General features: G+C 67.3%; 12 protein-coding genes and 1 tRNA gene. 12 read left to right on the plus strand and 1 reads right to left on the minus strand.

Annotation, left to right across the window (positions count from 1 at the left end):
* Positions 1–5 precede the first annotated feature (5 nt).
* The 3 genes from NDN01_RS14495 (at position 6) to NDN01_RS14505 (ending at position 1,913) form a co-directional block, all read left to right on the plus strand.
* A complete protein-coding gene (locus tag NDN01_RS14495) occupies positions 6–431 on the plus strand; it encodes a polyketide cyclase (RefSeq protein WP_272622301.1) in 426 nt (141 codons plus the stop codon).
* Positions 432–501: 70 nt separating this feature from the next.
* A tRNA-Gly gene (locus tag NDN01_RS14500) sits at positions 502–575 on the plus strand.
* 90 nt (positions 576–665) lie between these two features.
* Positions 666–1,913 (plus strand): NAD(P)/FAD-dependent oxidoreductase, encoded by a 1,248-nt coding sequence (locus tag NDN01_RS14505; RefSeq protein ID WP_272622303.1) that lies wholly within the window; start codon positions 666–668, stop codon positions 1,911–1,913.
* Between the two features lie 57 nt (positions 1,914–1,970).
* Here NDN01_RS14505 and NDN01_RS14510 read toward each other — a convergent pair whose 3' ends face one another.
* Entirely contained in the window at positions 1,971–3,356 is a 1,386-nt protein-coding gene (locus NDN01_RS14510; protein WP_272622305.1) for an RNB domain-containing ribonuclease, read from the minus strand.
* A 144-nt stretch (positions 3,357–3,500) separates the two neighbouring features.
* Between NDN01_RS14510 and NDN01_RS14515 the strand changes: the two genes are divergently transcribed.
* From NDN01_RS14515 to NDN01_RS14555, 9 genes are all read left to right on the plus strand, one after another.
* Positions 3,501–3,845, plus strand: a complete 345-nt coding sequence (locus NDN01_RS14515) for a hypothetical protein (RefSeq protein WP_272622307.1) — start codon at positions 3,501–3,503, stop codon at positions 3,843–3,845.
* Between the two features lie 62 nt (positions 3,846–3,907).
* Positions 3,908–4,339: a lysozyme inhibitor LprI family protein gene (locus NDN01_RS14520; RefSeq protein ID WP_272622308.1), complete on the plus strand. Its 432-nt coding sequence runs from the start codon at positions 3,908–3,910 to the stop codon at positions 4,337–4,339.
* A gap of 5 nt (positions 4,340–4,344) precedes the next feature.
* Positions 4,345–4,911: a hypothetical protein gene (locus NDN01_RS14525; protein WP_272622310.1), complete on the plus strand. Its 567-nt coding sequence runs from the start codon at positions 4,345–4,347 to the stop codon at positions 4,909–4,911.
* 9 nt (positions 4,912–4,920) lie between these two features.
* Positions 4,921–5,967, plus strand: a complete 1,047-nt coding sequence (locus tag NDN01_RS14530; RefSeq protein ID WP_272622312.1) for a polysaccharide deacetylase family protein — start codon at positions 4,921–4,923, stop codon at positions 5,965–5,967.
* Between the two features lie 82 nt (positions 5,968–6,049).
* Positions 6,050–7,063, plus strand: coding sequence for an efflux RND transporter periplasmic adaptor subunit (locus NDN01_RS14535; protein WP_272622314.1), 1,014 nt, complete (start codon positions 6,050–6,052; stop codon positions 7,061–7,063).
* Position 7,064: 1 nt separating this feature from the next.
* On the plus strand, positions 7,065–10,166 hold the full coding sequence (locus NDN01_RS14540; protein ID WP_272622316.1) for an efflux RND transporter permease subunit: 3,102 nt from the start codon (positions 7,065–7,067) through the stop codon (positions 10,164–10,166).
* Positions 10,163–11,557, plus strand: a complete 1,395-nt coding sequence (locus tag NDN01_RS14545; RefSeq protein ID WP_272622318.1) for an efflux transporter outer membrane subunit — start codon at positions 10,163–10,165, stop codon at positions 11,555–11,557. Before NDN01_RS14540 ends, NDN01_RS14545 begins: the two co-directional genes overlap by 4 nt.
* A 9-nt stretch (positions 11,558–11,566) precedes the next feature.
* Positions 11,567–12,241 carry a response regulator transcription factor gene (locus NDN01_RS14550; protein WP_272628223.1) on the plus strand — a complete coding sequence of 225 codons (675 nt, stop codon included), beginning with the start codon at positions 11,567–11,569 and terminating at the stop codon, positions 12,239–12,241.
* Positions 12,238–13,578, plus strand: coding sequence for a sensor histidine kinase (locus tag NDN01_RS14555; RefSeq protein ID WP_272622320.1), 1,341 nt, complete (start codon positions 12,238–12,240; stop codon positions 13,576–13,578). The genes NDN01_RS14550 and NDN01_RS14555 overlap by 4 nt, the downstream gene beginning before the upstream one ends.
* Position 13,579 lies beyond the last annotated feature (1 nt).

Genomic DNA, 13,579 nt, shown 5'->3' on the forward strand with positions numbered 1-13,579 from the left:
CCCAGATGACGAAGGAAACCAGGATGCTGCCGGCCCGTACCTATAGCGTTTCGATCGATCGCGACTGGCGGGCGCTGTACGACGAGATCTGGCAACCCGCCTTCTTCGCGAAATGGGCGTCGGGCCTTGCCGAATCCGATCTCCGGGCGGACGGCGATGCCTGGCTGGCCGATGGGCCGGAAGGCCCGATCCGCATCCGCTTCACCCCGCATAACGACTATGGCGTGATGGATCATTTCGTCGATCCGGGCACCGGCGGAGAAATCCACATCCCCTTGCGTGTCGTGCAGAATGGCGCGGGCGCCGAGGTGATGTTGACACTCTATCGCCAGCCGGACATGGACGACGAGCGGTTCGCGGCCGACGCGAAATGGATCAACCGCGATCTCAACACGCTGAAGGCGCTGTTCACGCCGCAGCGAGGTCGTTGACCGGGCGGGCACGAATGTGCCAGTGGGCGGCGGATCGGACGTAGGCGACGCCAGCCCCCGGACCGATCGCGCGGGTGTAGCTCAATGGCAGAGCAGAAGCTTCCCAAGCTTACGACGAGGGTTCGATTCCCTTCACCCGCTCCAGTTCTTCGGCTCTCCAGCCCGCATTCGGCACGCTGAGGCCAGGTCGACCGCGCCGTCAACGAACAGCGCAATGGGGGAGAAACGGGTTCCATGACGACGAACGCACCTCGAATCGTGATTCTCGGCGGCGGGCACGCCGGCGCAAATGCCGTCGCCTCGCTGCGCCAGGCCGGGCATGACGGCGAGATCGTGATGATCTCCGACGAATCGGTGCTGCCCTATCATCGCCCACCGCTTTCCAAGGCCTATCTCAAGGGCGGCTCGACGCTCGAGGCGCTCTATCTGCGCCCGGCCAAATTCTACGACACCAACAATATCGAAGTATTGCTCGACGCGCGCGCGACCGGGATCGACACGGCACGCAAAATCGTCACGCTGGCCGACGGGCGTGAGATCGCGTGGGAATTGCTGATCCTCGCCACAGGCTCGGTCGCGCGGCGGCTCGATGGGCCGGGCGCCGACCTTGATGGCGTGCATGTGCTGCGCGACATCAAGGACGCGGAGGCGCTTCACGCGCGGATCGGCGAAGGATCGCGGCTGGTGATCATCGGCGCTGGCTATATCGGGCTCGAGGTCGCTGCCTCAGCGCGCGACCTGGGCGCGGAGGTCACCATCCTTGAACGCGAGCCACGCATCCTCTCGCGCGTGGCGTGCGAGGAATTGTCGGGCTTCTTCCACCGCTTCCATGCCGATCGCGGCGTGGTGTTCCGCACCGGCGTGTCAGTCGCGGCGCTGCACGGGGAGAAGGGCGAGGTCTGCTCGGTCGAGCTTTCCGACGGCGAGGTGCTGCCCTGCGATGCCGTGCTGGTCGGTATCGGCGGATCGCCCTGCGACGCGCTGGCGATCGGCGCCGGCCTGAAATGCGACAATGGCGTGATCGTCGACCTGGCGGGACGCAGTTCGATCCCCGGCATCTACGCGATCGGCGACATGACTCGCCGGCCGATGCCGCATTATGGCGACCGCATGTTCAGGTTGGAAAGCGTGCCCAACGCGGTCGACCAGGCCAGAGCCGTGGCAGCCGACATCATGGGCAAGCCCCTGCCCGCGCCCGACCTGCCGTGGTTCTGGTCCGACCAGTACGAACTTAAGTTACAGATCGCGGGCGTGCCGTTCGACGCCGACCGCCAGATCGTGCGGCACACGCCGGACAAGGAGAACAGCTTCTCCATCTTCCACATGAGCGGCGACCGGGTCGTCGCGGTCGAGGCGGTGAACGCGGCCGGCGACTTCGTGGCCGGCAAGAAGCTGATCATGGCCGCGCAACCGGTGGATATCGCCAAGCTGTCCGATCCGTCGATCGCGGCGAAGACGTTGCTGGCGACGAGCGGCGACTGACGGCGGAAGGCCCGGCGCGATCACCCTTCTGCTTTACCAGCGTAGCGAGGGATCAGTTCACCCAACCCGCTCGAAGCTGACCGTCCGCTTGTCCGGATCAGCCGCGACCAGCTTGACCTGGAGCGCGTCGCCAGGCTCCACCTGATGCGCCACGACGCGTGCCACCACGGGCAGGTCGCGGAGCTGCATGCGGGCGCCGCGATCGTCCAGGTCGGTGACGACCGCCGGGAACACCTCGCCCTCGCGTCCCTGGAGCATCGTGGCCTCCGCCATGTCGATCACTGCCCGGTCGATCTGGCCGCCCAGCGCATCGGCGCGAGCCATGACGGACGGCAGTTGCGTGAACGCGGCCGTCACGACATCCGGCACCGGCTGCCCGTTGGCGATCGCCAGCGTGGCGCGCACGACATAGCGATCGGCGAGGCGACGAAGCGGCGCGGTGGCATGGGCATAGGTCGCGGCCATTGCGGCATGCCAGGGTACGACGCCTTCGCGATACGGCACATAGCTTGCCCCCTCCCCGGCGCGGCGGATCGCCAGCATGAAGGCAGCCTGTTTCGGATTTTTGGCGTCGAGCGTGCGGTCGAACTGGTCGAGCGTCGCATTCTCCGGCCATGTCAGCCCGAAGGCCCGCGCGGTGAGGCGCAACCGCTTGACCGCTCCCTCATTAGGCGCGGCCATCACGCGGAACAGGCCGGTGTGGTGGGCCTGGAGCGCATCGGCAATGGCAAGGTTGGTGGCAAGCGACATCGCCGCGTTGCGCATCTCCGATTCGAGCACCGGGCGGAACAGCAGCTTGAAGCGGCCGTCGCCGATCGAGTCGACCTCCTGCTCGGGCGGATCAACGCGCGCGGCGCCACGCCGGTCCTCGGCGGCCTGGATGCGCCGCGCGAGTTCGCCGAAATCGGCGGGGAGATCGCTGTCCCGCACGCTGTCATAGGCCAGCTTCGCCCTGCTGCGGATGACGGCACGCTCGGCACCGTCGAGATTCACCGCGCCGTCGGGCGCGACACGCACGGTGAAGATCACCGCCGGTCGGGGACCAGCCGGCAGCAGGCTGGCGGCGCCTTCGGCCAGCACGGGCGGATAGAGCCCGGCCTTTCCATCGGGAAGATATTGCGTCGCGCCGCGCCGCCATGCCTCGGCATCGAGCGGGTCGCCGTCATCGACGAACCAGGCCACATCGGCGATGGCATAATGGAGCAGCAGGTCGGCGCCGCTGCGATCGACGGCGAATGCCTGATCGAGATCAGTCGAACTGGCCGGGTCAAGCGTGACGAAGGGCTGGTCGGTACGGTCGACATGCCCGGTCGGCGCGCGCTTCGCCGCGGCCTCGGCGGCGGCAAGCACGGCGGGAGGAAAGGAGTCCGGCACCTGATACTGGGTGCGGATCGCGGCAAGGCCGGCGGCCAGCGCGTTGTTGGGATCGGCGAGCGCCTTCATCGATGCATGCGGTACACCGTGGACGGGGCGTGGGGAAGACGGATGCTGCCAGAACATCGCGAGGGAACAGGAGGCGCGCTGGTTCGCTTAGAGGAATTCCTGCCGGCCGTTCGTCCGGCTCCCCTTTGCACGGGAGCGCCGTCGTTGAAGAAGAATTCCCTTATTCTGATCATACTGGGCCTGTTGCTGCTGGCAGTGGGTACATCGATGCAGTTTGGCGGCACCGCGCCCAAGGCCGATCCCGCGCTGGTGCAGCGATGCCAGGAACAGGCCCGGGAGCGCGGCATGGATGCGGCGACGGCCGCTCAGTGCGAGAATACGGCGTTCGCGACAGCTCTTACCGCGACCGACGCCGATGCCGCGGCGCGGACGATCAGCACGGCGAACGGCAGCGAGATCGGCGGCACCATGCTCGCGATGTTCCTGATCGGTCTCGGGCTCATCCTGACGATCGGCGGCGTCATAGCGCGGCGCGCGCAGCGGCGCTGACACATCATTTCAACAGACCAGGGGCATCGGGTGGAAAGACCCGTCAACAGGAGAGGAAAAACATGCGCAATATTGCAGTGATCGGGGGCCTCGCGGCGACCATATTAGCGTTTTCCGGAGCGCCGCGCCTTACCGCGATGAGCGATGCCGCCGGTCTTCCCCAGGCGCGGAACGCAAGTTGCGACGACCCCAAGACCGCGTTCGACAATGTCTATTGCGAGCGCAAGGTCTATATGCAGGCCGACACTGACCTGAACGCCGCGTACAAGAAGCTTCGTACCCTGTTGAAGGTGGCGGATCGCACCACCTTGCTCCAGTCGCAACGGACCTGGATCAGGCAGCGGGATTCGCGCTGCGGCCTGACCGAAGGCGCTTCGATCAAGATCGACCTGGTCTGCGCCAAGGACATGACGATCGAACGCACCAACTGGCTGAACGACCGGTCGCGCGAATGCACGAGCTCCGGCTGCCGATCGAGCAAGCTGGACGAATAGGCGCGGTGCGACGCCTCCTGCCGGCGCTCAGCGCGCTGCTCCTGCTGGGCGGGTGCTGGACGGGGCTGCCATGGTTCGCCGCCTCGGAGTCGGTCACTGTCATTCCCGATGGCAGCTATCGCCTGGCAGAACCTGGCGCGCCGCCGGAGGGCGCCGATGTCCTGCACATATCCCGCCAGAAGGATCGCTCGCTGCTGATCGGCGGGGTGGATGCGCCGTTGCGCGCGATCATCGTGCCACTCGGCGGCGCCGCGGCCAATGCGAACCGCTATATCGTGCAGTTGCAGAAGCTCGATCCGCGCAGGCCACCCAAGGCGATGTTCCTGATGCTCGACAACGAGCAAGGGCGGTACCGGATCGCCGTGCTGCGATGCGGATCGGTCGCGGCGGCGGCGGCGGGAAGATCGGGAGGCTCCGTCGCGCGCGATCCGCAATCAGCATCGACCTGCATCTTCGGGGATCGGGGCACGCTCGTCACGACTCTCCGCGCAGCGGCGGAGGCTGAACCGGCGCTTGATCTAGAGCTGGTGCGGGTTGACGGGTCAGACGCGGAGAGAGCCATTCGTCGTTGAGCCAAGGCGATGAAGACCGCGCGGACCAGCATTGTCAGACCCATGCAGTCATGTAACACCAGAGCATATCGACACAGCCAGACGGGACAGGTGTCTGCCATGACCTCCAGGATTCCCGCCCTTTGCTGGCTCATCGCCATCGTCCTGCTGGCGGCGCCTGCCGAGGCGCGAACCGGCCGGGCGAAGATCGCGCTGACGTTCGACGATCTGCCCGCGCTCACCATCCTGAACGACCAGCCCTATGTGAACTACCTGAACGATACGATCCTGCGCGGATTGAAGCGGCACAGGATTCCGGCGACCGGGTTCGTGAACGAATCCAAACTCGACGAGATCGACCGGGTCCAGCAGATCGCGGTGCTCGGCAAATGGCTCGACGCATCGATGGATCTCGGAAATCACACCTTTTCGCACGAATCTCCCAATAGCCTGGGTGCGGCTGGCTATATCGCCGATATCGCCAAGGGGGAGCCGGTCACCCGCGGACTGCTGGCGGCCCGGAACCGTCGCATCGGCTGGTTCCGCCACCCCTATCTGGAAACCGGGACGCCAGAAGCGGTGAAACACGAAATCGACGACTGGTTGCGCGCGCACGGCTATCGCATCGCGCCGGTCACGATCGACGCCGATGACTGGGAATTCGCCGAACCCTATGACGATGCCATCGCCCATCGCGACGAAGCGCGTCGCAAACGGATTCGTAGCCAGTATCTCGACTATACGCACAAGATGATCCGCTGGTATCGTAGCGCTGCCCACGCGCTGTTCGGTCGGGACATCGCCTATGTCATGCTGCTGCACGCAACACGGCTTAACGCCGACTGCATCGATGACCTGGCCGCCATGCTCAGGCGCGAGAATTTGCAGCCTGTGAGTCTCGAAAACGCCATGAGGGACCCCGCCTACCGGACCCGTGACCCCTATGCCGGGAAGGACGGGATCGAATGGCTCGAACGATGGTCGATGGCGCTGCACAAGGACCTGCCCTGGGACAGTTTCACCGATATCCCCAAGGAGATCGAGGCCGATTACGACAAGGTCGATCGCGACCGCTGACGAGCGGATTTCGGCCCGACATTGGGATATGGTAATGTAGGCGACAGCGCGGCTCCAGCATCGCGGCGTACCGACCGGCGCCATGACCCGCCCGACCGCGCCCTTGCTTCGCCCGCTCCTGACCCTGTCGGGGCTTCTCTGCCTTGCCGCCTGCGGCGATCCGGCACCAAGCCCGACCGCGCCCAAGCCGGCCAAGGCGGAATCGGTCGCCCATGAATCCGAGCTGCTGAAACTGATCCTCGCCCCGGAGGCAGTGCGGCGACTGGGAATCGCGACCGAGAAAGTCGGAACGGGATCGGTAGCGCGAGTGCGGGCGACGGGCGGGGAGATCGTGGTGCCGTCCTTCGGCGCGGGCGGCGTGCCGACCAGCTCGGCCAGCAACCTTGCACAGATCGGCGCGCTACAGGCGGCGGCGGATGGGGAAATCGCGCGGACCCGGGCACAGGTGTCGATTGCGCGCATCACCTATGACCGCGCCGGCGCACTGGTCCGCGAGGAAGCCGGCAGCGTCCGTGCCCGCGACGAGGCGGCGGCCGCGCTGGCCACCGCGCAAGCGGCAGCCGGTGCCGCAACGGCGCAACGGCGATTGCTCGGGCCCTCGGTCCGGTCGATGAACAACCAGGATGCGCTCTGGGTACGTGTCCCCGTGTTCGGCACTGATGTCGGCGCGATCGCACGCAGCCGGGCTGCGATGATCAGTCCGCTGGGCGATAGCCATAGCCGCACCTCTCGCGCCGCGCATCCGGTGCAGGCCCCACCCTCCGCCAATGCGACTGCTGGCACGGTCGACCTGTTCTACGCGCTCGACAATCGCGACCGGCATTACCGCGTCGGCCAGCGTGTGTCGGTGACGTTGCCGCTCGGCGAGCACGAGGCGGGCCTTTCCATCCCCACGGCGGCGATCGTCCGCGACATCAATGGCGGCGAATGGGTCTATACCCGGATCGCGCCGCAAACCTTCCTGCGGCGCCGGATCGAGACGGTCTCGAGCGCTGACGGCCGGACGATCCTGTCGCGTGGGCTGGAGCCGGGTGCCGAGGTGGTGACCGACGGGGCCGCCGAACTGTTCGGTACCGAATTCGGGGCGGGCAAGTAGCATGCTCGCCTGGCTCGTTCGCGCCGCGCTGACCCAGCGCGTCCTGGTCCTCGCCATGGCGGGGCTGCTGATCGTCCTGGGGCTGCGCGCCTCAAGCGACGTGCCGCTCGACGTCTTCCCCGAATTCGCGCCACCGATGGTCGAGATCCAGACCGAAGCGCCCGGCCTGTCGACCGAGGAGGTCGAGAGCCTGGTGACCGTGCCGATCGAGACGGCGGTCAACGGCGTGCCCGACCTGGCGACGTTGCGCTCCAAATCGGTGCTCGGCCTGTCTTCCGTCGTCATCCTGTTCGATCGCGGCACGGACGTGATCCGCGCACGCCAGCTGGTGCAGGAACGCGTGACACAGGTGCAGGCGCGCCTGCCCGCCGCCGCGCGCCAGCCGGTGATGCTACCGCCGCTTTCCTCGACCAGCCGGGCGATGAAGATCGGCATCTCGTCGAAGAAACTCGATCAGATGCAGATTTCCGAGCTGGTGCGCTGGACGATCCGGCCACGGCTGATGGCGGTGCCCGGCGTCGCCAATGTCGCGGTATGGGGCCAGCGCGACCGGCAATTGCAGGTGCTGGTCGATCCCGACCGGCTGCGTGCGGCGGGCGTGACCCTGGCCGAGATACGCGCGGCGGCGGGCGATGCCGTGCTGGTCGGCGGGGGCGGCTTTGTCGATACGCCGACCCAGCGGCTCGCAGTGCAACAGGCCGGATCGGTGCAGACCGCCGCCGACCTGTCGGCCGCGATCGTCAAGCAGAGCGGCGATGCGCCGGTGCGGATCGGTGATGTCGCGCGCGTGATCGACGGCCATGCCGCGCCGATCGGCAATGCCATCATCGACGATGGCCCCGGCATCATGCTGATCGTCGAGAAACAGCCAACCGCCAACACGCTTGACCTGACGCGCCATGTCGAGGCGGCGATCGCCGAACTGAAGCCCGGCCTGAAGGACGTGAAGATCGACACGACGATCTTCCGCCCGGCGACCTTCATCGAACGGTCGATCGACAATCTGACGCGGGCATTGATGATCGGCTGTCTGCTGGTCGCGGTCGTGTTGTTCGTGTTCACCCGCGACTGGCGGCAAGCGACGATCAGCCTGGTCGCGATCCCACTGTCGCTGCTCGGCGCCTGGCTGACCCTGTTGTGGACGGGGGCCACGATCAACACGATGGTGATCGCGGGGCTGGTCATCGCGCTGGGCGAGGTGGTCGATGACGCGATCATCGACGTGGAGAATATCGCCCGGAGGCTGCGGCTCAACCGCGAGGCAGGCAATCCGAAATCGGCATTCGACGTGGTGTTCGGCGCCTCATTGGAGGTGCGGTCGGCGGTGGTGTTCGCCTCGCTGATCGTGATGCTGGTGTTCCTGCCGATCTTTTTCCTGGGTGGTGTCGCCGGCACCTTTTTCCGGCCGCTCGCCATCGCCTATGTGCTCGCGATCGGGGCCTCGTTGCTGGTCGCTTTGGTGGTGACGCCCGCCTTGTGCCTGTATCTGCTGCCCAACGCGCCCTTGAAAACGGAGCGCGACACACGGTTCGTCGCGGGGCTCAAGCGGCTCTATGCCGGTGCCTTGCCGGGGATCATCGCACGACCGCGACTGGCGCTGGGGGTGATTGCGGGCGGGCTGCTGTTCTCGGCGGTGGGCTATGCCGGCTTCAAGGACCAGTTCCTGCCCGATTTTCGCGAGACCGATTTCCTGATGCACTGGGTGGAGAAACCCGGCACCTCGATCGCGGCGATGGACCGGATCACCATCGCCGTCTCCAAGGAACTCCGCGCGATTCCCGGTGTACGCAATTTCGGCGCGCATATCGGCCGCGCCGAGGCCGCCGACGAGGTGGTCGGGCCGAACTTCACCGAACTGTGGATCAGCCTGGACGAGAAGGCGGGCTACGACGCCAGCGTGAAGAAGATCCAGGGGGTGATCGATGGCTATCCCGGCCTGTTCCGCGACGTGCTCACCTATCTGCGCGAGCGGATCAAGGAAGTGCTGACGGGTGCTGGCGCGACCGTGGTGGTCCGCATCTTCGGGCCTGACCAGATCGAACTGCGCGCGGCAGCGGAGCGAGTGAAGGCCAGGATCGCGCCGATCGCCAATGTCTCCGACCTGAAGGTCGAGCAGCAGGTGCTGGTGCCGCAGATCCTGATCCGTCCCCGCGCCGCCGATCTGGCGACGATGGGCCTGACCGCGGGCGAAGTGCGCCGCCAGGCACAGGCGCTCGTGGCGGGGCAAAAAGTTGGCGAGATTTATCGCGATCAGAAATCCTTCGATGTCGCGGTCTGGGGCGAACCCGGGGTGCGCGACGATCCGCATACGCTGGCTGATCTGATGATCCAGGCGCCAAGCGGGGCACCCGTGCGGCTGAAGGATGTCGCCGATATCCGGATCGTGCCCGCCCCCAACGAGATCAAGCGCGAGAATGGCCAGCGCCGCATCGACGTGACGATGAACGTCAAGGGCTCCGATCTGGGTGGTGTCGCCCGCGCGGTCGAGGCAGCGGTGGCCGGCGTGCCGTTCGCTCAGGGCTATCATCCGCAGATCCTCGGCGAATATGCCGCGCTGAAGGAATCGCGGCAGCGGCTGGCGGTCACCGGATTGCTCTGCATGATCGGCATCCTGTTGCTGGTGTGGATCGAGTTCCGCTCGCTGCGCATCACCGGGCTGGTCGCGGTTAGCCTGCCCTTCGCGCTGGTCGGCGGCGTGATCGGCGTGGCGATCACCGGGGGCGTGCTGTCGCTGGGGTCGCTGGTTGGCTTCGTGACGGTGATCGGCATCGCCGCGCGCAACGGCATCATGCTGCTGTCGCATTACAACCACCTGCGCGACGAGGAGGGCGAGGATTTCGGCCCGGCGCTGATCATCCGCGGCGCTGAGGAACGACTGGTGCCGATCCTGATGACCGCGGCCTGTGCCGCGCTCGCGCTGCTGCCGCTGGTGATCGCCGGCAACGCGCCGGGGCATGAGATCGAGCACCCGATGGCGATCGTCATCCTTGGCGGCCTCGTCTCCTCGACCGTGCTGACGCTGTTCCTGCTGCCGGCTTTGTACAGCCGCTTCGGGCGGGAGCGCCCGACCAAGGATGCGTCGATCGAAGGAGCAGTCGCATGATCCGCCGCCTGACGCCGTTCGCGCTGCTGGCGACATCGGCCTGCATGACCGCGCCGGCACCCCCGCCAACCATCGCCCCGGCGAGCGCCGCCGGGCCGTTCGAGACCCTATCGGTCGCAGCGATCTCGCCGGTGCCGGACGACTGGTGGCGGCTTTATGACGATCCGGCGCTCGACCGGCTGGTGCGCGCGAGCCTCGCCGCCAATGCCGATCTGCGCGTCGCTTTCGCCAATCTCGACGGCGCGCGCGCGGCCCTGGCCCAGGCGCGAGCCGCACGGTTGCCGCAGGTGACGATCGAGAGCAGCGCCGGCATCGACAATCCATCGGGCCAGCCGAGCGCGGCGAGCGTGGCGGCCACAGACTACGATATCGGCGCCGCCGTGAACTGGGACGTGGACCTGTTCGGGCGACTGCGCGCCGGATCGCTCGCCGCGCGGGCGGATGCCGGGGCGCAGGCGGCGGCGCTGGATGGGCTGCGCGTCGCGGTAGTGGCCGATACGGTCTCGGCCTATGTCGATTTGTGCGGGGCGAACCGCGCGATCGCGGTGGCGCGCGAGGTGCTCGCGGCGCAGGACCGGTCGACCGCACTGGTCCGCGAACAGCTTGCGGCAGGCGAGATCTCGCCGCTGGAAGTGTCGCAATCCGCGGCGCTGCTAGCCTCGGCGCGTGCCGTGTCGCCTCCCTTCGAGGCCACGCGGAAGAACGCGCTGTACCGTCTCGCCACATTGCAGGGCCTGCCGCCAGCCGAGGCGCGCGGCTTCGACCTCGGCTGCATCGCCCCGCCCCGCCTCACCCAACCGATTCCGGTCGGTGACGGCCAGGCGTTGTTGCTGCGGCGACCCGATATCCGCGAGGCGGAACGACGGCTTGCCGCCGCCGCTGCGCGGATCGGTGTGGCCCAGGCCGATCTCTATCCCAAGATCAATCTCGGCGGTGCGATCGGGCTGCTCTCGGGCGGCTTCGCCGCGACCGCCTCGCCCCTGATCTCCTGGGCATTCCCCAATCAGGGCCCCGCGCGGGCGAGGATCGCGCAGGCACGGGCGAGTGAACGCGCTGCGCTCGCGGGCTGGGATGTCACCGTGCTGCGCGCCTTGCGCGAGACCGAAGGGGCGCTGGCCGCGTACGATGCCGAGGCACGGCGCAATGCCGATCTGAAAACGGTGCTCGACCAGTCGGTGCTGTCCGCACGCCGCGCCGCCGCCCGTGTCCGGCTGGGCGATGCCGCCTATCTGGTGCAATATGATGCGGAGCGCACCCGTGCGACCGCCGCGTTGCAGCTCGCCCAGTCCGACCTTGCGCTTGCGCAGGCGCAGGTAACGCTGTTCCGCGCGCTTGGCGGCGGCTGGCGGAATGCGCCCGTTCCTCTCGCGCCCGGAGGCCCCGCGCGGTAGAGACGCATGATGCGGATTCTGATCATCGAAGATGACGCCGAAACCAGGCGCTTCGTGGCCAAGGGGCTGAGCGAGATCGGCCATCACGTCACCACCAGCGAGGATGGGCGCGACGGACTGTTCCAGGCCACCGACGGCGCCTTCGACGCAATCGTGGTCGATCGCATGATGCCCGGGCTCGACGGGCTGGCGCTGGTGCGCATGCTGCGTGCCGGCGGCACGACAACGCCGATCCTGATGCTGACCGCGATTGGCGGCATCGCTGACCGGGTCGAGGGGCTTGAGGGCGGCGCCGACGACTATCTGGTCAAGCCCTTCGCCTTTTCGGAGCTTGCCGCGCGCGTCCAGGCGCTCGGCCGGCGCCCGGCGGCGCAGGCCGAGCCCAACAGGCTCGCGGTCGGCGATATCGCGCTTAACCTCGACCGGCGCACCGTCGAGCGCGGCGGACGGCGCATCGCCTTGCAACCCCGCGAATTCGCCTTGCTCGCCGAGCTGATGCGCAACCCGCGGCGGGTGATGACCCGCACGATGCTGCTCGAACGCGTGTGGGACTTCGATTTCGACCCGAAGACCAACATCGTCGAGACTCATCTCAGCCGCCTCCGCGCCAAGCTCAACGCCGGGTTCGATACCGACGCGATCGAGACGGTGCGCGGGGCCGGCTACATGATCCGCGGCGGATGATGCGCGCGCCCTGGCGATCGACCTTCGGCCTTGCGGCCTGTGTCAGCCTCGTCTTCGCGATCATCACGCTCGGTATTGGCGGCGTGGTGTATGAGGTGACTCACGAAGCGCTCGAGGTGCAGCTCGACCATCGCATCGCGACCGAGACAGAAGCGTTGCTGGCCGAAAGCGGCCATGCCGGGATCGACCGGCTCGCCGCCGCGATCCGCCGGCGTGATGCCGCGTCGAGCACGGCGAGCCTCGGCTATATCCTCGTTGACCGGAACGGACGCCGCATAGCGGGCAAGCTCGATGCGGCCGCGCCGAAAGAAGCAGGGTTCCGCGAATTCCTCTATCACGAGCGCGGAACCAGGGTGGCACAGGCCCTGACGACATTGCTACCGGGCGGCTTTATCCTGGTGGTCGCGGCCGACCGGGCAGTGATCGACGAGATCGACGCGACCATCCTCAAGCTGTTCGGCATCGCCCTCGGCGCGATGCTGCTGCTGGGGGTGGGTGGCGCCTGGACGGTCGGCGCGGTGACGCGGGCAAGGCTGCGGCGGATCGATCGTACCGCGCTGGCGATCATCGGCGGGGACCTGACCCGGCGCATGCCCACGGACGGGTCGGGCAGCGAGTTCGACCAGGTCTCGGCCACGCTCAACCGCATGCTCGACCGGATCGCCGCGCTGCTGGAGAATCTGCGCCAGGTGTCAAGCGACGTGGCGCACGACCTCCGCACACCGCTGACCCGGCTGCACAACCGGCTGGACGAAGCGCTGGTGGACAGCGACGGTGCCACACGCCGCGAGGCAATCGAAGCGGCGGCGGCAGAATCGCGGGAGCTGCTGGAAATTTTCGCCGCACTGCTGCGCATCTCCGAAATCGAGGCGTTCGGCGTGCGTAGTGCCTTTGTCACCGTCGATATGAGCGCGCTCGTCACCGAGATGCTGGACACCTATCGTCCCGACGCGGAAACGAGCGGCCATCGCCTAAGGGGAGCGATCGAGCCGGGCCTGGCGGCACAGGGCGACCGCCGGTTGTTGCGCCAGCTGCTCGCCAACCTGCTCGACAATGCGCTCCGCCATACGCCGCGCGGTACGGAGATGGAGGTCCGGCTGACATCGACCGGTCGCACGATATCGCTATCCGTTGCCGACAATGGACCCGGCGTCGACCCGGCGGAGGCCGGTACGCTGTTCCAGCGCTTCGCGCGATCGGAGCGCAGCCGCTCAACACCCGGCCATGGCCTTGGCCTCTCCCTCGTCGAAGCGATCGCAGCGGCTCACCACGGCGAGGCGACGCTGGATATGACCGACGGCTTCCGCATCACCGTGACGCTGCCCCGGCCCGGCTGAG

It is taken from the genome of Sphingomonas sp. QA11 (assembly GCF_028473665.1).
Classification (GTDB): Bacteria; Pseudomonadota; Alphaproteobacteria; order Sphingomonadales; family Sphingomonadaceae; genus Sphingomonas; species Sphingomonas phytovorans.